This window comes from Luteitalea pratensis (genome assembly GCF_001618865.1).
GTDB classification, from domain to species: Bacteria; Acidobacteriota; Vicinamibacteria; order Vicinamibacterales; family Vicinamibacteraceae; genus Luteitalea; species Luteitalea pratensis.
In genome coordinates this window covers 769,408-790,621 of sequence record NZ_CP015136.1, presented here as the reverse complement: position 1 = coordinate 790,621, position 21,214 = coordinate 769,408, and the positions used below count along the sequence as shown (strand labels likewise).

General features: G+C 67.5%; 21 protein-coding genes. 5 read left to right on the top strand and 16 right to left on the bottom strand.

What is annotated here, in order from left to right; translation table 11 throughout:
* Window positions 1-55 precede the first annotated feature (55 nt).
* The 3 genes from LuPra_RS03425 to LuPra_RS03415 form a co-directional block, all read right to left on the bottom strand.
* Window positions 56-1,099 carry an alcohol dehydrogenase catalytic domain-containing protein gene (locus LuPra_RS03425; RefSeq protein ID WP_110169457.1) on the bottom strand — a complete coding sequence of 348 codons (1,044 nt, stop codon included), beginning with the start codon at window positions 1,097-1,099 and terminating at the stop codon, window positions 56-58.
* A gap of 80 nt (window positions 1,100-1,179) precedes the next feature.
* Window positions 1,180-1,659, bottom strand: coding sequence for a VOC family protein (locus tag LuPra_RS03420; protein ID WP_110169456.1), 480 nt, complete (start codon window positions 1,657-1,659; stop codon window positions 1,180-1,182).
* 21 nt (window positions 1,660-1,680) lie between these two features.
* A complete protein-coding gene (locus LuPra_RS03415) occupies window positions 1,681-2,871 on the bottom strand; it encodes an FG-GAP repeat domain-containing protein (RefSeq protein ID WP_234800703.1) in 1,191 nt (396 codons plus the stop codon).
* 67 nt (window positions 2,872-2,938) lie between these two features.
* On the opposite strand from LuPra_RS03415, the gene LuPra_RS03410 reads away from it, so the two are divergent.
* The 3 genes from LuPra_RS03410 (at window position 2,939) to LuPra_RS03400 (ending at window position 4,460) form a co-directional block, all read left to right on the top strand.
* Complete coding sequence (locus LuPra_RS03410) at window positions 2,939-3,550, top strand: GNAT family N-acetyltransferase (RefSeq protein ID WP_110169455.1); 612 nt, start codon at window positions 2,939-2,941, stop codon at window positions 3,548-3,550.
* A gap of 102 nt (window positions 3,551-3,652) precedes the next feature.
* On the top strand, window positions 3,653-3,910 hold the full coding sequence (locus LuPra_RS03405) for a hypothetical protein (protein WP_110169454.1): 258 nt from the start codon (window positions 3,653-3,655) through the stop codon (window positions 3,908-3,910).
* Window positions 3,891-4,460: a nucleotidyl transferase AbiEii/AbiGii toxin family protein gene (locus LuPra_RS03400; protein ID WP_110169453.1), complete on the top strand. Its 570-nt coding sequence runs from the start codon at window positions 3,891-3,893 to the stop codon at window positions 4,458-4,460. Before LuPra_RS03405 ends, LuPra_RS03400 begins: the two co-directional genes overlap by 20 nt.
* Before the next feature lie 47 nt (window positions 4,461-4,507).
* Here the strand turns inward: LuPra_RS03400 and LuPra_RS03395 are convergent, their stop codons facing one another.
* The 5 genes from LuPra_RS03395 to LuPra_RS03375 all read right to left on the bottom strand — a co-directional run bounded on the left by LuPra_RS03395 (window position 4,508) and on the right by LuPra_RS03375 (window position 8,811).
* Window positions 4,508-4,879: a VOC family protein gene (locus tag LuPra_RS03395; protein ID WP_110169452.1), complete on the bottom strand. Its 372-nt coding sequence runs from the start codon at window positions 4,877-4,879 to the stop codon at window positions 4,508-4,510.
* Window positions 4,880-4,954: 75 nt separating this feature from the next.
* Window positions 4,955-5,329: a glyoxalase superfamily protein gene (locus tag LuPra_RS03390; RefSeq protein ID WP_110169451.1), complete on the bottom strand. Its 375-nt coding sequence runs from the start codon at window positions 5,327-5,329 to the stop codon at window positions 4,955-4,957.
* Window positions 5,330-5,403: 74 nt separating this feature from the next.
* Window positions 5,404-5,991, bottom strand: a complete 588-nt coding sequence (locus LuPra_RS03385) for a hypothetical protein (protein ID WP_110169450.1) — start codon at window positions 5,989-5,991, stop codon at window positions 5,404-5,406.
* 99 nt (window positions 5,992-6,090) lie between these two features.
* Window positions 6,091-7,617 (bottom strand): amidohydrolase family protein, encoded by a 1,527-nt coding sequence (locus tag LuPra_RS03380; RefSeq protein ID WP_110169449.1) that lies wholly within the window; start codon window positions 7,615-7,617, stop codon window positions 6,091-6,093.
* A gap of 114 nt (window positions 7,618-7,731) precedes the next feature.
* On the bottom strand, window positions 7,732-8,811 hold the full coding sequence (locus LuPra_RS03375) for a hypothetical protein (protein ID WP_157898681.1): 1,080 nt from the start codon (window positions 8,809-8,811) through the stop codon (window positions 7,732-7,734).
* Between the two features lie 87 nt (window positions 8,812-8,898).
* Here LuPra_RS03375 and LuPra_RS03370 point away from each other — a divergent pair, with 87 nt between their 5' ends.
* A complete protein-coding gene (locus LuPra_RS03370) occupies window positions 8,899-9,777 on the top strand; it encodes a VWA domain-containing protein (RefSeq protein ID WP_110169447.1) in 879 nt (292 codons plus the stop codon).
* Window positions 9,778-9,832: 55 nt separating this feature from the next.
* Here the strand turns inward: LuPra_RS03370 and LuPra_RS03365 are convergent, their stop codons facing one another.
* From LuPra_RS03365 to LuPra_RS03330, 8 genes are all read right to left on the bottom strand, one after another.
* On the bottom strand, window positions 9,833-10,717 hold the full coding sequence (locus tag LuPra_RS03365) for a hypothetical protein (RefSeq protein WP_157898680.1): 885 nt from the start codon (window positions 10,715-10,717) through the stop codon (window positions 9,833-9,835).
* A gap of 164 nt (window positions 10,718-10,881) precedes the next feature.
* Window positions 10,882-12,207 (bottom strand): RIP metalloprotease RseP, encoded by a 1,326-nt coding sequence (gene rseP, locus LuPra_RS03360; RefSeq protein WP_157898678.1) that lies wholly within the window; start codon window positions 12,205-12,207, stop codon window positions 10,882-10,884.
* Window positions 12,204-13,430: a 1-deoxy-D-xylulose-5-phosphate reductoisomerase gene (locus LuPra_RS03355; RefSeq protein WP_234800702.1), complete on the bottom strand. Its 1,227-nt coding sequence runs from the start codon at window positions 13,428-13,430 to the stop codon at window positions 12,204-12,206. The genes rseP and LuPra_RS03355 overlap by 4 nt, the downstream gene beginning before the upstream one ends.
* The gene (locus LuPra_RS03350) at window positions 13,400-14,200 is read right to left on the bottom strand and encodes a phosphatidate cytidylyltransferase (RefSeq protein ID WP_110169444.1); all 801 of its coding nucleotides are present in this window, start codon (window positions 14,198-14,200) and stop codon (window positions 13,400-13,402) included. The genes LuPra_RS03355 and LuPra_RS03350 overlap by 31 nt, the downstream gene beginning before the upstream one ends.
* Window positions 14,197-14,994 (bottom strand): isoprenyl transferase, encoded by a 798-nt coding sequence (locus LuPra_RS03345; protein WP_110169443.1) that lies wholly within the window; start codon window positions 14,992-14,994, stop codon window positions 14,197-14,199. Before LuPra_RS03345 ends, LuPra_RS03350 begins: the two co-directional genes overlap by 4 nt.
* Before the next feature lie 202 nt (window positions 14,995-15,196).
* The gene (truA, locus tag LuPra_RS03340) at window positions 15,197-16,042 is read right to left on the bottom strand and encodes a tRNA pseudouridine(38-40) synthase TruA (protein WP_157898677.1); all 846 of its coding nucleotides are present in this window, start codon (window positions 16,040-16,042) and stop codon (window positions 15,197-15,199) included.
* A gap of 1 nt (window position 16,043) precedes the next feature.
* Window positions 16,044-16,625 carry an orotate phosphoribosyltransferase gene (gene pyrE / locus LuPra_RS03335; protein ID WP_110169441.1) on the bottom strand — a complete coding sequence of 194 codons (582 nt, stop codon included), beginning with the start codon at window positions 16,623-16,625 and terminating at the stop codon, window positions 16,044-16,046.
* A 90-nt stretch (window positions 16,626-16,715) separates the two neighbouring features.
* A complete protein-coding gene (locus LuPra_RS03330; protein ID WP_110169440.1) occupies window positions 16,716-19,124 on the bottom strand; it encodes an alpha/beta hydrolase family protein in 2,409 nt (802 codons plus the stop codon).
* Between the two features lie 225 nt (window positions 19,125-19,349).
* On the opposite strand from LuPra_RS03330, the gene LuPra_RS03325 reads away from it, so the two are divergent.
* Window positions 19,350-21,080 carry a TolC family protein gene (locus tag LuPra_RS03325; protein WP_162271284.1) on the top strand — a complete coding sequence of 577 codons (1,731 nt, stop codon included), beginning with the start codon at window positions 19,350-19,352 and terminating at the stop codon, window positions 21,078-21,080.
* Window positions 21,081-21,214 lie beyond the last annotated feature (134 nt).

The window sequence follows — 21,214 nt, the reverse complement described above, 5'->3', positions numbered from 1 at the left end:
GTGGAAGGTCGACGACTACGTCCGGCGAGGTCTCGCTGACGGAAACGGCCGGCCGTCAGGCAAAGTCGAAGACAGCCTTGACGCAGCCGTCGCGCTGGTGCGCGAAGACGTCGTACGCGCGGACGCAGTCCGAGGGTGCGAATCGGTGCGTGACCACTTGCGTGATGTGTGGCAGATCCTGCATGACCCGTTCGGTCAGGCGTTCCATGTAATGACGCGCCGGACAGCGGCCAGTGCGGTACGTCAGGTTCTTGTCGTACGCCTCCGACGGTGAGAAGGCGAACGCGGACGTGTGGCATCCGATGACGGCCATCACGCCACCCGGGCGCAGGACCTCCCAGGCGAGTCGCTGCGCGGCTGGCAAGCCGACAAACTCCATCACGCTGTCGGCGCCTCGACCGTGCCCCAGCGCGGCAACGGTCCGCGCCACGTCCGGCCCCGGCGCCATCGCAACGGCACCGAGCGCCGCGGCACGCGCACGCCGCTCGGGCACGGGGTCGACGGCCACGATGGTGCGAGCCCCGGCCAGCGTCGCGGCGATGATGCCGAGTACGCCGACCGACCCGCAGCCGATGACCACGGTGACGCCATCGGGCTGGATCCCGGCCATGTCGGCGCAGTAGCAGGCGGTGCTGAAATTGTCGCCGAGCAGCAACGCCGCCTCCACCGACAGGCCCGCCGGCACCGGTTGCAGCGTGCCATCGGCCAACGGCACGCGCACGCGTTCGGCCTGGCCGCCGTGCAACCCCACACCGTCGCTTCGCCACCCGAACAACTGACCGCACTCGCAACGGCTCGTCAGTGCGGAGCGACACGCCGCGCACTGCCCACAACTGGTCGAGAACGGCGCGTAGACGTGATCGCCGGGGCGGACCGATCGCACGGCCGGCCCGACGTCGAGGACCCGGCCGACGAACTCGTGGCCCATCACCGTGCCGGGGTCCAGGCCTTGCTCACGGCCGAAGAACGGGTGCAGATCCGACCCGCACAGCCCCGCGAGATCGACTCCCACCACGGCGTCGGCAGGATCCTGGATCGCCGGGTCGATCACATCTTCCCAGGCCACGACACCGGGCGCCCTGAAGCACACTCCGTGCACGTCACCTCACCTGCCGCCTGAGTAGGCAGCTGTCACGCAACGCCGCGCTGGGACAAGGCGGCGCACACACCCAGGGGCGCTCACGCATCACCCGCCGCATCGCGGATGCCGGCCCAGCGGCTGTCCCTCTCTGGTGCCGTGGTCTCTTCGACTCGCGTCGCCACCGTCCACACGTGGCCGGACGGGTCCATGATCCACGCGATCCTGTCCCCCCAGAACTGGTTCTGCACGGGAAAGAGTACCTGCGCACCGCCGGCGATTGCGCGCGCCACGGTTGCGTCCACGTCCTCGACGTAGACGTAGATCACCACGGGTGAACTGCCGTCTGGCCTGGGAACGCGGCTCGGCAATGTCGGCCACTCGGCTTCGATCATGATCATCGCCGGGCCAATCGTCAGCAGCGCATGCCCGGCGGCGCCATCAGGACCTGGCCGACGGACACGCTCCACCGCGCCGAACGTGTGCGTGCAGAACTCGATCGCGGCCACTACGTCCTGACAGACGAGCCTGGGGATGACGACGGACGCGCCGTCGGGAATGGGCTTGACACTGGTTGCCATGACCTCGTCCTCCAGTTGGTATCAGGGCGTCTTCGTGGGCTTCACATCGACGGCGTTTTCGTACCACTTCAAATTCGCAGTCGCTGTACCCACACACACGATGTCCAGGCGCGTGTCGCCATCCAGGTCCGATACCGCGCAACCCGCCGCCGCCATCCCGCCGTCGTCGAGTACCTGGCGCGTCCATTGGTCCTCGGCAGCATTCGTCAGCCGATAGATATAGACGCTGCGCCTGCCGCCCCTTTCGCCGGCAACGATCTCATCCTGCCCGTCGCCATCGAAATCGCCGACGCTGATCGTGTGTCCATCCACCATCGACTCGTCGACGACATGGCGCGTCCACGCACCGGCGCGTTGCCGGTATACCGCCACCTGGTTGCCGTGCCACGGCTCGATCGAGGCGAGAAAGGGCTCGGAGCCGACGTGTCCGACGACGATCTCGCTCGAGCCGCCCTTCGGCCACGGTGCCGGATCGCCGTCGGCGAGCTTGGTTCGCGTCCATCGAGCATTGTCGAAACGGCGCGCGTGAAGCCCGAGAAAACCTGCGCTCAATAGCGATTCGCGCCTGTCGCTGTTCCACGCGATGGCCACGATCCCGTGCACGACGCCCTCTTCACCCTCGTCAATCGCCTCTCGCTTCCATTCGCCGGGCCGGTACATGACCAGCGGCACGTGATCGCGGTAGTCGGGCGCCATCGCACGCGACCCGATGAGCGGCGCGTTCACCAGCACCCGCTTGGCCGTGCCGTCGATATCCACGAACCGCAGCCGGTGCGACGTCGGCAGGCGGTCGATCTCCCGTGCCGTCCACGGTGCCGTCGGATCGGCGCCGTGGGTCAGGATGGAAACGATGCCGCGACTGCTCGCGTAGTCGTTCGCGAACTCGTGGGCGAGCGCGATCTCGGGGATGCCATCGCTGTCGACGTCGTAGGCCGACGCATTGATGGCCGCACGGATGCCAGCAACCAGGACATGTGGCGTCCAGCCCGGGTTCTCATACCACTGCAACTGACTGGAGCCACTCTCCAGCGCGATGACGTCCGGCTTCCCATCACGGTTCAGGTCGGAGACGACGACCTGGTAGCCCCTGGAGAGTCCGGTCGCGATCGTGTGCGCGATGAAGCTCGGCACCGCCGACCGCGCCGTCGTCGATCCGCAAAGCCCGACGGCCATGGTCGCGGCGAGCAGGGCATGTATACGATGAGATGTCATCGAGGCATCGTCGGGTGTCTCGACGGACTGTACACCCTCCAGCACTCGCACTTTGGTCACCGCTGCCATGCGCGCTCCGAACGAGATCCGTACCTCCCGCCTCCTGCTGCGACCGTGGACAGCCGATGACGCCGAGCACCTGCTTCCAGTGCTCGAGGCGAACCGATCGCACCTCGGACCTTGGATTCCTGCGCGCGTGGCCGAGCCGGCGCCGCTGCCCGTGCTGGCGAGGCGTCTCGCCGCGTTCGCGGCAGATTTCGCCTCCGACCGCGAATGGCGGTTCGCACTCTTCGCCCTGATCGATGGCCGCGTGCTTGGCGAGGTCTCATTGTTTCCGCGATCGGTGGATGGACGTGTGCCGTACGGCGAGGCCGACCGCGCGGAGATCGGCTACTGGCTGCGCGCCGACGCCACCGGCACGGGCCTGGCGAGCGAGGCCGCCCAGGCGATGGTCGACCTGGCGACGACGATGCCGGCACTGTGCCGCGTGGAGATCAGGTGTGACGCCCGCAATGGCGCCAGTGCGGCAATTGCTCGCCGGCTCGGCTTCGAGCTGTCCGACAGCGTGAGCACCGCCGGCGTGTCCGGCGACGCGGCAGCGGCGGTCACGCTGCATGTGTGGACACGCAGGCTCGCCACTGGCGGCGGGTTGGGGGGCAGCGCGGCGCCCATCCTTTGACCTGTATCGGGTCGGAGCATGACCCATCAGGTGAACGCGTGTCAGCCAGCGGACAACCCATCCGGGCTCCGTACCGGAGGCGCCGCCGCTACAATGCGCCCCATGGACCCTGCCTCGATTCGAGCGTACGCGGCGCGCGACTGGGCGTCGATGGCGGCGGCCAAACGCGCGTACTGGGCGGGCCGATTTCAGCGCGAGGGCCTTCGTGCGACGGTCGAGGCCTCGCGGGCTCTGCTGGCCGAGATTCGTCACGTGCGACCCGACTATCCAACCGAGGATGAGCGACGCGCTGACATGGCCGGTCATGTCCGCCTGCGGATGCTGCTCGACCGGGCCGCCCATGCCTTCGCCCGTCGCTGAACTCCTGCGCGATCTCGCAACGTCTCTCGACGGACTCGACGTCGAGTGGTACGTGTTCGGTGCTCAGGCAGCGATCGTGCACGGTGCCGCCCGACTGACCGCGGATGTCGATGTCACGGTATTGCTGCCCCCCGCATTCTCCAGGCGCTCACTGGTCGAAGCGTTGGCCCAGTTCGAGCCGCGATTCGGGGATTCACATTTCCTCGAGCACACACGTGTCATCCCGGTCGCACACACGGCAACTGGGATACCGGTCGACCTCGTACTTGGCGGCCCCGGGCTGGAAGAAGCATTCGCGGCACGCGCGCAACGCCGAATCGTCGAGGGCGTGGACCTGCCCGTCGCGTCGGCCGAGGACATCGTCGTGATGAAGATCCTCGCAACCCGGCCGAAGGATCTCGAGGACGTCGCCGCGGTTCTGTCGGCCCAGCATGCGTCGTTCGACGCGACTTACACGCGGCACACATTGGTGGTTCTCGAGCAAGCACTGGGCCAGAGCGATCTACTGCCGGTATTCGACCGGCTCTGGTCCGCGACCGGCGGTGAGTGATGCGTCAGCGGCGCACACTGCAAGCCCGCCACCGGCGGCGAGGTGCGTCAGACGGCTTCCGAAAAGCAGAGGATGTAGCCGTCGGGATCCTCGACGTAGAAGTCGCGCTGGCCCCAGGGCCGCTGCTCGACTGGTTTGATGATGGAAGCGCCGCGGCGCACGAACTCGTCGTGCAACTCCTGGACCCCGGAGACGGCCAGGAACGCGTCGAGGTGCTCCTCGGACCGGCGATGCGCACGCTCTGCCTCGAGCTTCGGCGCGCACTTGAGGTGAATCACGGCGCCATCGCGCGACACGCTGGCGTAGAAATCCTCATAGACGAAGTCGCGGTCGAAGCCGAGGTGTTGCTCATAGAAGGCCAGCGAGGCGTCGAGCCGATCGACGAGGAACTGTGGGGCTGCCGCGCGAATCGAGGCCATTGAGGCACGCCCTCCGAAGTCGCTCAACGCCTCAAATTGGCCGCGCGCACCTGGGCGACACGATGGCTGCCCTGGTCACTCGGACAGAGGGAAGAGCAATTCATTGCCGTCTGGATCATTGATCTGGATGACGTTGTAGCCCCACCAGAAGTTGTTGCTGCGAACCTGGCGTTCGTCGAGCTCCCGGAAGAACTCGGCAAGCCCCTCCACGGTCAACTCGACGAACAATCGTGCCTTGTCCCTGCGAACGGCATCCTCGCACAGGATGATCTCGCATTCTCCACGATTGACCTGGCAGACCGTGCCCGCCCCGTCGCCCTCGTGCCACGCCTTTTCGAAGCCGAGCATGTCGATATAGAACCGAAGGGCACGCTGGACGTCGGCCACGAAGAAGACGGGCCTGGCGTACCACCTGTGCGCGACGTGCTCGTTGCCCGTGGTCCCGGTCATGTCGACTCCTGCACGACGAGTTGAAGACGGCCGACGCCGCGACCTTCGTCAGCTTACTTGATCGCGCCCGGCCTTCAGAAGCGCCATGCGATGCCGCCACGAACGGCCCAGACCCCCACGACCGAGTCGTAGCCCTCCAACGCGACCATCGCCCGCGCATCGCCCAGCAGGCTGAACCCCAGGCGTAGAGGAACGCGCGCACCACCGCCGAGGTACACGACACGAAGGTCGTTTCTTACGGACTCCGGAAACTCGGCGTTGACGTTGGGACGCGAGACGCCCCAGCCGACGCCGGCCATCACGAACGGCGACACGCGCGCGCCCGGCAATGGGGCGACCCGCAGCTCGCCGCTGGCAAAGGTCATCGTCCCGCCCCGGCTCATGCTGTATCCGCTCGGATAACGCGTCGATTGAAGCGGCGCGTGGATGCGCTCGACGTTGACGAGCAACTCCAGCCAGGACGCCGGCGCGTACCCCAACGCCGCAGACATGACTGTCGCGCCACCCTGCCACGTTGGCCCAGCCGCCACCTGCACGCTCAGGTGCTGTCGTCGCTCGCGTTCGGCGTCAGGCGGCGGTGGTGCCGAGGTGGACGTTTGTGCACTGGTCTCGTGGGGAACGAATATGCAGAGCACCGCGATCGTTGCTGCCATCACTCGCATAGGGGCCTCCTCACGGGAATGTGAGAAGACGCCGCCAGATGGCTCACGGCTTATGCTACGTTCCTGCATCGCGACATCGCGGCATCGCGGCATTACGCCTTACGGATTCGTCGTCCGCACCTCGGCCTTCTTCCGGTCCGCGTCGACCATCGCCTTGACTTCCTTCATCAGCGTCGGCACGTGATACGGGATGCCGTTCTTGATGGTCCACTCGATGCCGCCGCCACGCGACATCCGTCCGTCCTTGTAGACGTCGATGCCGTACGGATTGAGGACGCGCAGGTTCTCGAGCGGATTGCCATTCACGACCAGCAGGTCCGCGAGATAGCCCTGGCGCACGCGACCGAGCTTGTCACCCATGCCGAGCAGCGTCGCGCCGTTGACGGTGCCGTGCTTGATGACGTCGAGCGGGTAGAATCCGGCTTCCTCCTGCAGCTCGAGTTCGCGCACCAGGCCGAACCCGTACAGCGAATGGATGAACCCGGCGTCGTCTCCGGTCGTGATGACGCCACCCTTGTGCCCGAACGACAGGAGCGCGTCCATCCAGAGGCGGTACTGCTGCTTCCAGCGGACTTCCATCGTGTTGGTCCAGCCCGTGAAGTACGAGCCATGGTTGGCGAGATTCGGCTCGAAGAACGCCTGCAGGGCCGGGTGCAGGTAATCCCTGTACCAGGGCAGGTTCTGCGCCTTCACGACGTCGCGGCTGGCCTCGTAGATCGAGAGCGTCGGACTCCACGCGACCTTCCTGGCAACCATCAGGTCGAGCACCTGTTCGAGCTTGGCGGGATCGGCCTGGGCATAGAGCTCGCCAGCCCTGGAGAAGCGCATCAGCTCGTTGCTGTAGTTCATCTCCGCCGGGAAGTGCTGCACACCGTCGAGGGCAGCGTCGGCGATGCCGTAGAAGTGCTCGATCGAGTCGACACCGAGCTCGGCGAAGTCCTTCGCCGTGACCTCCTCGACCGCGATGTGCGTCGTGGTCTTCAGCCCCTGCGCCTTGGCCTCGGCCATGGTCGCCTCGAGCTGATCGCGATCCATGCCGAAGATCTTCAAGCCGTCGGCGCCGCGCGTCTTGGCCTCGCGGACGTTCGCGCGAATCGCCTCGGTGGTGCCGTTGCCGCGAGCCACCACCCAGTAGACCTGCATGCGTGGCGCGACGATCTGATCGGCAGCCGATTCGGCCTGCCATTGCTTGCTCCTGGCGAAGTTGCCGCCGTTCTCCCGCGTCAACGTGACGCCGTTGGCCAGGTACAAATTGCGCTCGTACTGGATCGGCATGGGGATGCCGCCACGCTCCTCGTGCCAGTGCATGTGCGTGTCGACCAGGCCGGGCATCACGTACTTGCCGGTGGCGTCGATGACGGCATCGGCTTCCACCGGCAGCGACGGCGCGATGTTGGCGATCACGCCGTCCTGCACGAGGATGTCCATCGGCCCGTACGGCGGCTTGCCGTTGCCATAGATCACCATCGCCCGCCGGATCAGCAGCCGGGACGGCTTGCGCGCATGCACCGCGGTGTCGCGGCCCGCCGGGCGCACCTGCGCGGAGCCGACGAGCGCGAGCGCGCCGAACGTGATGGTGAATGCAACCAGCGTCGTGCTACGCCTGGCGAGCCAACCTCGAACCATCGGAACCTCAGCAAAGGTAAAAGGGCGAACAGGGCAAAAAGGGTAAGGGCAGAATCGAAGGATAACGGACAAAGGCAGGCAGGAAACCCTTCGGTCTTGAAAGGTCAAGCGTCTTCAATCCTTGATGCCTTCCTCCTTCGATTCTGTCTTTTTGTCCTTTTCGGCCTTTTTGCCCTTTTCGCCCTTTGACACGCGTCGCCTCCCGACCCGTATCCCGAGGCGGCCGCCCGGCGCCTGCGGCAGGGGGCTGCGGAAGTGCAGCCAGACACGCGCCGGATCGCCGTCGCGCGAAATCCCGTCAATCGTCCACGCCTCACGCGCGGACGGAAACTCCACGTCCCCGATGACGCGCGCCCGCTCCAGCGGGACGGCGTGCACCACCGCCGGCTCCCGGCCCGGTGTCGCCACGACCAGCGTGCTGGCCTGCCGGGCGACGTCCACGTCCACCCAGGCGAGTTCGGTGGCCGACAGCCACACGAACGGCGACCGGCGCACATGGCGCGGCGCGCGCGCCGGCGTCAGGCACGAACCGCCCCGCTCGGCGGCAATTTCGCGACACAGCGCGAGGCGGTCCGGCAGGAACAGCACCTGGCCACGGCACCGGTCGTCGGCACTGGGACACGGGCGCGCGTTGGCGGCAGGCGGAGCTGCCGCATCGTACACGGCATAGACCGTCTCGGTGTGCGGCCAGACGGCGAGGGTGCGGACGGCATGTTCCTCGAACGCCCAGAAGCGCCCGTCCGGCGAGGCCACCAGGTCGTGCGCCGTGACCGCATCCACGACGAGGCCGGCCGCGACGTCGACCACCAGCAAACCCGATGCTTCGTAGGCGGGATCGAGATGCAGGAGGACCCGGCCCACTGTGGGGAGATAGCGGGCGCTGCCGACCATGCGCGCCCGCCTGCCTGTCATGGTGCCGTCCAACGGGACATCCGTGCGGCGACCCGCCTGCTGCACCCGCAACACGCTGCCATCGAGCCCCCCGGCGGTCGTCGGCTGAACGAGCGACAGCACCAGGTCGCCCTGCCGGAGCAGTTCGCGCACCTGGTAGACCACCTTCGGCGGCGGGGCGCCGTTGACGGCCTGCGCGCCCGCAGTCCCTGTGGCCAGGCTCGCAAGACAGACCAAAGCGACGCCGAGAGCGTCCCACGGTAGAGCGCGCCGGCAAGCGGCGATGGCAGTGTCCACGTGCACGGAAATGGCGCCCAGTGTCGGCCGCCGGCGGCCGGGGCGTCAAGCGCCCTGCTGCTCCTTTGCTCGACCTTTGCTAGGCTTACCTCCATGATCACCCGGCGTGACCTGCTTCTTTCGGTGCCGGCGTCTGTCGCGGGCGCCCGCCTGCTGCACGCGCAGCAGCCGACGTTCCGTGTCGGCGCACAGAACGTCCCCGTCTACGTGACGGTCACCGACGCGAACAAGCGGCTCGTCCCCGGGCTCGAGCAGGGCGACTTCGAGATCTACGACGAAAAGACCAAGGCGCCCATCACGATCTTCGACAACCAGATCCAGCCGGTCACCGTCGCCGTCATGCTCGACTCGAGCGGCAGCATGACGATGAACCTGGAGTTGTTGAAGCAGGCCGCCGAACAGTTCGTGATCCGCCTGCTGCCCGAGGACCGCGGCCGCATCGGGTACTTCAACGACAAGATCGCCTTCCTCAGCGACTTCAGCAACGACCGCGACATGCTGATCGCGTCAATCAAGGACATGCAGTTCGGCAACCCGACGCGCCTGTTCGACTCGGTGTTGTTCAGCCTCGACGAGTTGAAGAACGTCGAGGGCCGCAAGGTGATCCTGGAGTTCACCGACGGCGCCGACACGGCGAGCCGCAGCGGCCTCGGCGAGGTGCTGCGGCGGGCCCGCGAAGAGGAAGTGATGATTTACGGGATCGGGCTGCAGTCGGTGATGATGGGCATGCGGACCAAGCCCGACAGCGCGCTGAGGAAAATGGCCGAAGAGACCGGTGGCGGCTACTTCGAGCTGAAGGACACCGACGACCTCGGACCGACCTTCACACGGGTCGCGCAGGAGCTGCACAGCCAGTACCTGCTCGGCTTCGAGCCACAGACCGACGGCAAGGTCCACAAGATCGACGTCCGCGTCACTCGCCCTGGCCTCGTCGCCCGCGGCCGGAGGAGCTATCAGGCACCGAAGTCGTAGATCGGCGCTTCCGCGCCGATCGACGACTTCATGCCTAATGCCTGATGCCTGATGCCTACCGGGGTTCCGGGGTCGGCGCCGGGGCGGCGCCGAGGGCGACCGAGGCGTCGAACCGGACGCGCAGCACGGTGCCGGCATCGACCTTGACGTTGGTGCCGGGCAGCGCGAGCAACGAGCCGCCACCGCCGACGAGAATGCCGACCGCAGCGCCCTGGAAGCCTCCCAGGATGCCGCCGATGATCGCGCCGGCGGCCGCACCCGTCGTCATCTTCCCCACTTCGCCCTTCAGACCCGGTCCCTGGAGCGCCTCGGTCACCGAGGCACGAATCCGGTAGGTCTGGCCGCCGACCGTCATCTGGTCGAAGGAGAGCGTCAGGCTGCCGCGCCGATCCGTGCGAGTGGCGCGCTCGACGCTGCTGACCACACCACGCAGCACCGAACCCGCCGGGACGAGCAGCGTGCTGCCCTGGTAGAGATCGACGAGCGTCGTGGCCTCGAAGCGGTCCTCGACCTGGGCATTCTGTGAACTGAGGGGCGTCTGCAGCCTGGCGTCGAGTTCCTGGCCGACGGCGATTTCACCGGCGCGTACGGCGGGTGCCGCTTCCCGCAAGGTGGTGCCGTTGGCCTCGCGCTCCAGCGCGGCGAGCCGATCGCGAACGGCGGAGAGCTCGGTGCGTGGCACGCTGTTCTCGCGCCGCAAGCGCACGCGCAGGTAGGTCAGGTCCTCGCCGACCAGCGCGAGGTCGTGCTCCAGCCTCGTGCCGAGGGCCGGGTCAGCCTGACGCGCAGCGGCCACACGCTGCTGCACCATGCTGTACTGAGCCTGCAACTCGTCGAGATCGGCCTGCGATCCAGGGCCGCCCTGCGCGAATGCGCCCAGCGGCAGGACCAGGCTCAGCACCACCGCCCGCGCCACGTGTCTCATATTGGTCTTCGTCACGTCCTCGGCTCCGACCTTCCCGATTGCCACGATCGCGCCATGTGCGCGATCGGCGATTCCCGATTCCCGATTCGCGATTCCCGATTCCGATCGAGCGTAATCCAACGGCTACCAGACTCTTGGACGCTGCAGGACGGTGCGCGGACGTGCGCGTGCCCAGGGTGTCAGCTGCGGCTCAGCAGGCGGCTGAGCCACTCGACACGCCGCAAGTCGTTGTAGATGACCGTCACCATGAGGAGCATCAGCACGGCGAAGCCGGCCATCAGCATCCGCTCCTTGACCCGCATGCTGAAATCACGGCGCGCGAGGCCCTCGATGGCGAGGATGGTGATGTGGCCGCCGTCGAGAATCGGGATCGGCATCAGGTTGAGCAACCCGAGGTTCAGGCTGACCATTGCCATGGTGCCGAACAGGGCCGCCCAGCCGACCGCCGCTGCGCCACCGGCCACCTCGGCGATCCCCAGCGGCCCCATCAACTGCCGTGGCGATGTCTCGGCGGTGAAGAATCCCGCGAGCATCTCGCCGATCATCGCCGTCCATTCCCAGTTCTGCCGCAGGCTCATGCCCATCGCCTGCACGAAACCCGGCGTGATCGTGACCGTCTCGAAGGGGCTCAGGCTGATCCCCAGGCGGCCGACGCCGCCCTGATCGCGGGGCGTCGCCTGGACATCGAGGCGCTGACCGCCGCGGAGGATGCCCAGCGTCACCGGCTGGCCGGCGCGCTTGCCGATCTCGCTGATCATCTGCTGCAGGGTGAAGCCGGTCGTATCGGCCCCGTTGAACGAGACGATCACGTCCTTGACCCGGAGCCCGACCTCGGCGGCGTTGCTGCCGGCAAAGACCTGTGCGATCTCGGGGTGGACCGACGGCGCGATCCCCAGATCGCCGATCTCGTACTTGGTCTGCGCCTCGGGAACGATCGAGAACTGCTGTCGCTGGCCGCCGCGACGCACCACGATCGGGACCTCGCGGTTCGCGCGCGGCACGACACGCATCTGCAGGCCCTGCCAGGTGGCGACGTCCTTGTCGGCAAACGCCACGATCACGTCGCCCTGCTTGATGCCGGCCTTCTCGGCAGGTGATCCGGGCAGGACCCGGCCAACCACCGGAGTCCGCTGCTCGAACGCCGGTTCCGTGGCCCCGTTCCAGATCACGAAGGTCATCAGGACGACCGCGAGCAGCAGGTTCATCAGCGGTCCGGCGATGAGGATCTGGAAGCGCTGCCACTTGGTCTTGGACAGGAACTCGTCGGGCGCCCCCTGACGCGGATCGTCAGGCGTCTCGCCAGCCATCTTCACGTAACCGCCGAGCGGGACGACACTGATGCAGTACTCGGTGCCGCCGCGCGTGACCTTCAGCAACTTGGGGCCAAAACCGAGCGAGAAGGTCAGGACGCGCACGCCGTTCCAGCGTGCGAGGAGGAAATGCCCGAGTTCGTGCACGAACACCAGCACGCCCAGCACAAAGAGAAATGCCCACAGATTTGTCACGCGATGATGCCTCGTCCTGCCGATTCTACCGTGCCGAGCCTCGTCGTGGCCCGCCGGCGCGCCCACGCGTCCACCTCGCGGATGGCCGCGAGCGACGCGGTGTCGAGTGCCTGCCCGGAGGCATCCGCGAGCACGTCGGCGACGGTCGCGGCAATGGCGGTGAAGGGCACGTGGCCCCCCAGAAAAGACGCTACGGCAATTTCATTGGCCGCGTTCAACACGACCGGGGCGGCGCCGCCCTGCCGGAGGGCGTCGTAGGCCAGGCGCAGGCACGGGAACCGCCCTGGGTCCGCGTTCTCGAAGCGCAGGTCGAGGCCCTGGCGCCAGTCCAGCCGTGGCACCGGACTCGCCCATCGCTCCGGGTACGTGAAGGCGTACTGGATCGGCAGTTTCATGTCGGTGACGCCGAGTTGCGCCAGCATCGAGCCGTCGGTGAACTCGACCATCGAATGCACTACCGACTGGGGGTGGATGACCACATCGATGCGATCGGCGGGCATGTCGAACAGCCAGTGCGCCTCGATCACCTCGAGGCCCTTGTTCATCATGGTGGCCGAATCGATGGTGATCTTGCGCCCCATCTTCCAGGTCGGGTGACTGAGGGCGTCTGCGGCGGTCACCGAGGCCAGCGCCTCGACCGGGGTGCTGCGGAAGGGGCCACCCGACGCCGTCAGCACCAGCCGACGCACGTGCGCCTGCGGGTGTCCGGCCAGGCATTGATGAATGGCGTTGTGCTCGCTGTCGACCGGCAGGACATCCACGCCGCGCGCGCGCGCCGCCGCCATCACGAGCGCCCCGGCCATCACCAGCACTTCCTTGTTCGCGAGGGCGATGCGCTTACCGGCCTCGATCGCGGCGAGCACTGCCTCGAGCGCCTCGGTGCCCGAGCAGGCGCAAAGAACGACGTCGACGTCGGGGTGGGTCGCGATCGCGACCAGGCCCTCGCGCCCCGATGCCCACGTCTCGATGCCCTGCCGGACTGCCGCCGGCAGGCCTGCCTGCACATCCTGGGTGGCGGCCCGTGTCGCCATCGCCACCGCCTTCGGGCGAACCCTGGCGACCTGCGCCTGCATCGTCGCGACATTGCCGCCAGCGGCCAGGCCGATGACGGCAAGCCGGTCCGGGTGCGCCGCGACGACTTCGAGGGCACTCACACCGATCGAGCCGGTGCTGCCGAGTACGGCGAGCCGGATCATGCCGATGGTCCTGCTGCCCACAGCCATTGCAGCGTCACGTAGAACAGCGGCATCGTGAACAGCAGCGCGTCGATGCGGTCGAGCATGCCGCCGTGGCCGGGAATGAGGTCCGACGAGTCCTTCACGTCCGCACTGCGTTTGAGCATCGACTCGAAAAGATCGCCGAGGATACCTACCACGGCGACGCCGACGCCAAGCAGCGCAAGTTGCCAGGCGGGGATACCGGGCAGCCACACACGTCCGAATCCGACGAGGACGAGCGCTCCTGCAATCACGCCCCCGACGGCGCCCTCGCGCGTCTTCTTCGGACTGAGCGCCAGCGAGAGCGGCGTCCGGCCGAACGTCCGGCCCGTGTAGTACTGCGCGGTATCGCTGCCGATCTGCGTGAGAAAGAGGGTCATCAACGCCGGGGCGCCGTAGGCCTCGCGCACCAGTGGCACGGTAGCGATGCCCATGCCGAGGTACACCACCGGGAACAGCATCGCCGCTGCCACGGCTGTGGCCTGCGCCGGGACACGTCCCCGAAGCACCAGCGCCCCGCCCACCGCGACGCCGCTGACCAGGAGCCAGTGGTGGGCCGGCAGGTGGAACGTCAGCACGCCATACATGCCGATCGACAGTGCAGGTCCGACGCCCCGCACGATGTCGAGCCCGCCGCGACGCACGAGGTTGTCGTACTCACGAAGTGCCAGCACCAGCGCCACGAAGGCAAAGGCCTGGGTCCCCCAGGGCGGCAGGCCCCAGAAGACGAAGACGGTGAGGGCCAGCAGCATGACGCCGCTGAGGACGCGCGTCACCGGCCTGCAGCCACCGGCGGACCGGGCACCGCGGCAATGCCGCCGTAGCGCCGCTCACGGCGCTGGTAGTCGAGCAGCGCCTCGAACATGTGCGTGCGCCGGAAATCAGGCCAGAACGTGTCGGTGACGTAGATCTCGCTGTACGCGATCTGCCACAGCAGGAAGTTGCTGACACGCATCTCCCCGGAGGTGCGGATCAGCAGATCGGGGTCGGGCCGTCCGTTGGTGTAGAGCAGGCGCGAGAACGTGGCCTCATCGAGATCGTCGGGCCGCAGTCCCTGGGTCAGGGCCGCCCGAACGGCGTCGACGATCTCCGCGCGCCCGCCGTAGTTCAGCGCGATGGTCAGAACGGTGCCGGTGTTCCGGTTCGTGCGCTCCATGGCGACGTGCAGTTCGTGTTGCACGTCGGGCGAGAGTTCCTGCGTCCGGCCGATCACCTCGAAACGGATGTTGTTGGTGAGCAGCGTTTCGAGTTCGGAGCGCAGATACCGCTTCAGGAGCGCCATCAGGGTGGCGACCTCGGCCGCCGGGCGCTTCCAGTTCTCGACCGAGAAGGCGTAGAGGGTGATGTACTTCAGGCCGAGCCGGGCCGACGTCTCGATGACCTCGCGTACTGCCCGGGTGCCGGCCCGATGCCCCTCGACGCGGGGCAGGTGCCGGAGGCCGGCCCAGCGACCATTGCCGTCCATGATGACGGCCACGTGTTGGGGCAGGCGGTCGAAATCCAGCCTCCGGGCCAGTTCCACATCCGGGGAGCCTGGAGACAACCAGCTCAGCAATTCGTCGAGCGCCATGGGCCGGAGAACATTCTAACCCCCGCCCCGTCCCGACGGGCTGCGGGGCGGGGGTCGAACAAGGGACAAGGGAGAACGAAGAAGTCAACAGGCCTATCAAGAGACAGGGGACAAGGACGGGCCTACTCGGGAAGACACAAGGACCGGGCTCGCAGACCTCGCGGTTCGCGTGCGCGTTTTCTCCCGTGTCCCTTGGCTCTTGTCACTCCTCCCTTGACGCCCTCCTGACTTCTTCCCTGTCCCTTGTCCCTTGTTCGCCGCGCTCCTCCGTCGTCAGGGGATACTCGACGCGGAGGAGCGTGAGTCCGTGCGGCGGCGCCGTGGGGCCGGCGTATCCGCGCGGGGCGCCGACGAGCAGGCGAACGAAATCGTCTGGCGCGCGGCGCCCGTAGCCGACCTCGAGCAGGGTGCCGGCGATCGCTCGCACCATGTGTCGCAGGAACCCGTCACCGCGCAGCTCGAGCTCCACAATCTTTTCGTGCTCGGACAGTTGCACGCCGAAGTCGGCCGCCGGACGGACGCCCAGATCGACGCCGGTGATGGTGCGGGTGGTGCTGGTCACGGGACTGCCGGTCGACTGGAACGCAGCAAAATCGTGGGTGCCCCCCAGAACTGCGGCGGCCGCCGCCATGGCAGCGAGGTCGAGCGGTGGCGAGACGAGCCAGTGGGTTCGCGCCAGGAGTGGGTGCCCCACGCGACTCACCAGCCACGCGTAGCGGTAGGTCTTGGACACGGCCGCGAACCGCGCGTGGAAATCGTCGGGCACCAGCGCCGCCGACCGCACCCGGATGTCCGCGGGCAGGCGCGTGTTGGTAGCGCGCACGACCACGTCCGGGTCGATGCCTTCGGGCAAGTCGACGTGAGCGGCCTGCCCGTCGGCATGCACGCCGGCATCGGTCCGGCCTGCGCCCGTCACCGTGGCTGCGCCGCCTGCCAGCGGCGACAGCGCCTGCTCGAGCGCCGCCTGGATCGAAGGGCCGTTCTCCTGGCGCTGCCAGCCCGCGTAAGCGGTGCCGTCGTACGCCACCCGCAGCAGGACGCGGGGCACGCTACTTCTGGCCGGGCCTCGAGCCGGGCTTGATGACCGGCACGCCGCGCAGGTGATCCGGCAGCGCGTCTGGCGGGTAGGTCGGGAAGCGCGCCTCGGCCAGCGACACGTAGGGCACGTTCATCTCGTCGCCACCACCGCGGTTGATGATCGAGGCCGCCGCGACCACCGTCGCGCCAGCGTGCTCGGCCACGGCCACGGTCTCGAGCGTGCTCTTGCCGGTCGTGACCACGTCCTCGACGATCAGCACGTGCTCGCCGGGGTCGATCCGGAAGCCGCGACGCAGCGTGAGCGTGCCGTCGACGCGCTCGGCGAAGATCGCGCGCACGCCGAGGCCTCGCCCGACCTCGTGCCCGATGATCAGGCCGCCCATCGCCGGCGACAGCACCACGTCGACCTTGTAGCCAGCCGCCTTCACCTTCGCCGCGAGGGCCGTGCCGAGCGCTTCGGCATCGTTCGGGTGCTGCAGGACCAGCGCGCACTGCAGGTAGCCGCCGCTGTGCAGCCCGGAGGACAGGACGAAGTGGCCCTCGAGGAGGGCGCCACGATGGCGGAACAGAGCGAGTACGGAATCAGAAGTCATAGGGAAGAACGGCTGCGGCCTACTGCCTGCAGCCTGCGGGCTACGGTCCTGGGGCCTTCCTTGGGCCTTGGGCCCTTGAAACTTCAGCGTTCAGCGTTCGGCGTTCTGCGTTTGCTTCAGGTTGTCCTCGAACAGTTTCAGTATCCGCCTGTATTCGTCGGCCCAGCTCGTGGCTTCCTCGAAGGCGTGGTCTTCGACTGGATAGAGCGCGAGTTCCCAGTGCTCCTTGCGCAACTCGATCAGCTTCTGCGCAAGGCGGATGGAATCCTGTGCGTGCACGTTCACGTCGACCAGGCCGTGACAGATCAGGAGCGCCCCCTTCAACCCGTCGGCGAAGTAGATCGGAGAGCTGCGGCGGTACGCCTCCTTGTCCGACTGCGGCAGGTTGAGGATGTTGGCCGTGTACGGGTGGTTGTAGTGGGCCCAGTCGGTCACGGGCCGCAGCGCGGCGCCGGCGGCGAACATCTCCGGCGTCGTGAACATCGCCATCAGCGTGATGAACCCGCCGTAGCTGCCGCCATAGAGACCAATGCGCTTCGGATCGACTCTCTGCGCGGTCGCGAGATACTTCGCGCCGTCGACGATGTCCTCGAGGTCCTTGCCGCCCATGTGCCGGTAGATCGCCGTCCGCCAGTCGCGCCCGTAGCCGGCACTCGCGCGGTAGTCCACGTCGAGCACGACGTAGCCGCGCGCCGCCAGCAGGTGGTGGAACATGTACTCGCGGTAGTACGACGACCAGTACCGGTGCGCGTTCTGGAGATAGCCCGCGCCATGGACGAACAGCACCGCCGGGCGCGAGGCGTGCCGCTTCGCGCCGACCATCTCCGGCGTGTACAGGCGCGCGTGGAGAGTCTTGCCATCACGCGACGGAAACGTGACCACCTGCGGATCGAGCCAGCGATACGAGGTCCACTCCTGGGTGGGGCTCGTCGTCACGCGGGTCGCCGGGGCGGTGCCACCATACGCCGCGACGTACACCTCGGGCGGGCGGTTGCCGGCCGAGTAGATCAACCCGATCGACTTGCCGTCGGGCGAGATCTCCCCCTCGCTCGATCCGGTCATCGTCGTCAGCCGCGCCCGGGCCCCACCATCCACGCCGACGGCGTAGACGTGACGCTCCCCCGGATCCGCCTCCGTCGTGGTCAGGTAGAACGTGCGACGGTCTCTGGAGGTGGCGACGTCGGTGATTTCCCATTCGCCCGAGGTGAGCGCGCGCGCCTCGCCGCCGACATTGGCGTCGACGACATACAGGTGCATCCAGCCGGTGCGCTCCGAGATGAACCAGACGCGATGCGATTCCGGCAACCACCCGTAACTCGAGGGACCCGGGCCGAAGCCCTCGCGCACCCAGGCCTCGTCATGCAGGTGATCGAGGACGGTGGCCTTGCCCGTCGCAGGGTCGATCCGTACCAGCCAGCGATCCTTGTTGTCCGACGAACGTACCGATGCGACCGCGATCGCGCCATCGTCGGAGAGCACCGGCATGCCCCAGCGGAGTTCTCGCGGCTCCTTCTCGGTGCCGCCGGCTTCGGGCAATGCGAGCCACGTCGCCTTGCGCGATTGCAGATCGAGCACGGCCAGCATCACCTTGTTCTGGACGTCGCCGACCTTGGTCCGTCCGGGCAGGTCGCCGACGTAGCCGGTTTCGGTGACGTAATCGGGGACATCCGCGGTCCTCGCCGATTCGGGGCGTTCCGTGACGACGGCCCACACATACTTGCCCGAGGCATCCAGCTGCAGATCCGTGGCGGTCTGGCGGCCCCGCAGTTCGAGCTTGGGAAGGGATTCCTTGTCGCGGCGAGCCTCGTCCCGCTCACGCTTCCGTTTCGTCTCGCGCGCATGCGCAAGCAGTTCGGTCTCTTCAGCGGTCAGCGCCGCCTGGCTGTCGGTCTTCTTCGGATCGGGTGTTTTCGGACCGGACTCGGCGATCTGCTGTACACCGCCACCGTTCAGGGGCAGCAGGAAGAGCCCGCCGTCGCGCACGAACGTGACGGAGGTCTCGTCGCGTCCCCACCGTGGCGACGACTCGCCGCCGGTGGTGCGTGTCAGCTCGGTGCGAGTACCCGCAACCGTGTCGAGCAGGGCGATGTCCCCGCGAGCGGCGGCCAGGACACGGCGCCGGGCTCGGTCCCATTGGCCGACGACCGGAGGTGCGAGCCGGCGGTCCTCGTCGGAGAGCCGGCGCAGGCCCGAGCCGTCCGCAGCGACCACCCACGTGGCGCTTTCGTCCTCGTCGCGCGCCTGCCATTCGAAGTAGAGACGGGTGCCGTCACCGGACCAACGGAGGCCGGTCGGGGGGTAGCCGACCAGGGCCGGTCCACGCATGATGCTGTCGACGGTCAGCGGGAATCGGCCGGAGGCCTGGGGCGCCGAAGCCTCGGCGGAGGCGGCGCTGCCCGCAGCGACAGGCGTCGTAGCCGTCTGGGCATTAAGCGTGGACAGCAGGGCGGTGCCGAGCAGTCCGGTGGCAAGCAGGTGTCGTGGCTGGAACAGGGGCATCGAGAAGTCGAGGCATTGTGCATTTCCGGACGGCAATTGCCAATTCCGCGGCAATGCGCGCCCGGATAGCGCCGTCCGGGGCCGTCCGGCGCGGAGGTTATACTTTCGCGCCGAACCGGGATCCCGGCGGATCCGTCTATTGGTTCGGCCGTATCCCCGGACTTCACCATCCCGTCCCGGCCCGGCGTATTCGAGCACTTGTCCATGGAGATGGAGTTGACGTCCGTGATCCCATCGGTTCCCTCTCGCTTCCGGCGCGGCCTGTTGGCGCTGGTGATGGCTACCGCCGCCACGACCGCGTCGGCGCAGCAGGCACCGCCACCCGCCCCGGCGCCCGCCCCACCGCCGGTGGCGTCCACGCAGCTCACACAGCCCACGACGCCTGTCGGCCCCGTCCGCCGCATCTCGATCGATGAGGCCGTGACCTTGTCGCTCGAGCAAAACGTGTCGCTGGCGGTGCAGCGGATGAACCCTGGGATCTCCGAGCTGGACGTCGTCCAGAGCTACGCGCAGTGGCTCCCCAATCTCACGGGCCAGTTCCGGTTCCAGAGCCTCGAGCAGCCGGTGGCAACGACCCTGCAGTCGGGCAGCGCCAACTTCCAGCAGGACCAGTGGCTCGGCAACTTCGGCATGGACCAGCTCCTGCCCACTGGCGGGTTCTACTCCCTCGGCTACCAGGCGCTGCGCAACGAGAACAATAACCAGTTCGCGACGCTGAACCCGAACACCCAGGGCAATTTCACGTTCAGCTTCGAGCAGCCGCTGCTTCGCAACCGCTCCATCGACATCACGCGCCAGCAGATCCTGGTGAGCAAGAACAACCTCGCGATCAGCGAGATGGATTTCCGCAACACCGTCGTGAGCACCGTGCGCGACGTCAAGAATGCGTACTGGGATCTCGTGGTGGCGCAGTCGGCCCTGGCGGTGCAGCGGACGACCCTGGAACTGTCCCTCCAGACGCTCGGCGACAACCGCAAGCGCGTGGAGGTCGGGACGATGGCCCCCATCGACATCGTGCAGGCGGAAGCCGAAGTGGCCTCGAACGAGGAGAACGTGATCATCGGTGAGCAGACGGTCGCCCAGGCCCAGGACCAGCTCCGGGCGCTGATTCTGGACCCGCGGACTGTCGATTTCTGGAACACGACGTTTGAAACGACCGACGCGCCCTCGCTCGCGACCTCGCCCGTCGACGTGGATGCCGCGGTCGCCAAGGCGATGTCGGGCCGGCTCGATCTGCAGCAGGCGCGCAAGCAGCTCGAGAGCAACGACGTCCGCCTCAAGTACTTCAAGAACCAGACGTTACCCGCGCTGTCGGCCAACGTCGACTACGGGCTGGCCGGTCTCGGCGGCACTGTGCTCCACCGCGACGGCGGCGGCCTCGACCCGGGCGAGATCACCAGCACGTCGTCGATTCCCTATTCGGAAGTCCTGAAGGACGTGTTCGGCTTCGCCTTCCCGACCTGGTCGTTCAGCCTGAACGTGAGCTACCCGATCGGCCGCAACGGCAACAAGGTGAACTTCGAACGCCAGCAGCTGACCAACGAGCAGAACCTGCTGCAGCTGCGCGATCTGGAGCGCCAGGTGGTGCAGCAGGTGCGCGATCTGGCCCGCCAGGTCAACACCAACCTGAAGCGCGTCTCGACAACCCAGGCCGCGCGTTCGCTCGCCGAGCGCCGTCTCGAGGCCGAGCAGAAGAAGTTCGGCGTGGGCCTCTCGACGACGTTCAACGTGTTGCAGGCGCAGCGCGACCTCGCCGAGGCGCGCAACAACGAGCAGCGCGCCATCCTCGACTTCGAGAAGTCGCGCGTCGACTTCGAGGCCTCCCAGGAAGCGTCGATCTCCGGCGCCGGCGCAGGCAGTCTGACGCTCGGCGGGGCAATCGGACAGGGCACTGGCTCGGCCGGGTCCACCACCAGCGTGACGCCGGGTGCGGGGCGCGTCGGGCAGAACCGGTAAGGGCGATGGGCCGTAACCTGTAGGCTGCAGGCTACAGGCTGCCTTCACAGGCCGGCGGGACACGAGTCTCGCCGGCCTGTTGTCGTTCGGTGCCGCGCATTCGACATTCCCGGCATTCCGGCATTCCGGCATTC

Bases quoted from the DNA above. Each gene is read 5' to 3' on its own strand.
- LuPra_RS03420 (WP_110169456.1), bottom strand. From the start codon at position 1,659: ATGGCAACCAGTGTCAAGCCCATTCCCGACGGCGCGTCCGTCGTCATC.
- LuPra_RS03415 (WP_234800703.1), bottom strand. From the start codon at position 2,871: ATGACATCTCATCGTATACATGCCCTGCTCGCCGCGACCATGGCCGTC.
- LuPra_RS03410 (WP_110169455.1), top strand. From the start codon at position 2,939: ATGCGCGCTCCGAACGAGATCCGTACCTCCCGCCTCCTGCTGCGACCG.
- LuPra_RS03405 (WP_110169454.1), top strand. From the start codon at position 3,653: ATGGACCCTGCCTCGATTCGAGCGTACGCGGCGCGCGACTGGGCGTCG.
- LuPra_RS03400 (WP_110169453.1), top strand. From the start codon at position 3,891: ATGCCTTCGCCCGTCGCTGAACTCCTGCGCGATCTCGCAACGTCTCTC.
- LuPra_RS03395 (WP_110169452.1), bottom strand. From the start codon at position 4,879: ATGGCCTCGATTCGCGCGGCAGCCCCACAGTTCCTCGTCGATCGGCTC.
- LuPra_RS03390 (WP_110169451.1), bottom strand. From the start codon at position 5,329: ATGACCGGGACCACGGGCAACGAGCACGTCGCGCACAGGTGGTACGCC.
- LuPra_RS03385 (WP_110169450.1), bottom strand. From the start codon at position 5,991: ATGCGAGTGATGGCAGCAACGATCGCGGTGCTCTGCATATTCGTTCCC.
- LuPra_RS03380 (WP_110169449.1), bottom strand. From the start codon at position 7,617: ATGGTTCGAGGTTGGCTCGCCAGGCGTAGCACGACGCTGGTTGCATTC.
- LuPra_RS03370 (WP_110169447.1), top strand. From the start codon at position 8,899: ATGATCACCCGGCGTGACCTGCTTCTTTCGGTGCCGGCGTCTGTCGCG.
- LuPra_RS03355 (WP_234800702.1), bottom strand. From the start codon at position 13,430: ATGGCTGTGGGCAGCAGGACCATCGGCATGATCCGGCTCGCCGTACTC.
- LuPra_RS03345 (WP_110169443.1), bottom strand. From the start codon at position 14,994: ATGGCGCTCGACGAATTGCTGAGCTGGTTGTCTCCAGGCTCCCCGGAT.
- pyrE (WP_110169441.1), bottom strand. From the start codon at position 16,625: ATGACTTCTGATTCCGTACTCGCTCTGTTCCGCCATCGTGGCGCCCTC.
- LuPra_RS03330 (WP_110169440.1), bottom strand. From the start codon at position 19,124: ATGCCCCTGTTCCAGCCACGACACCTGCTTGCCACCGGACTGCTCGGC.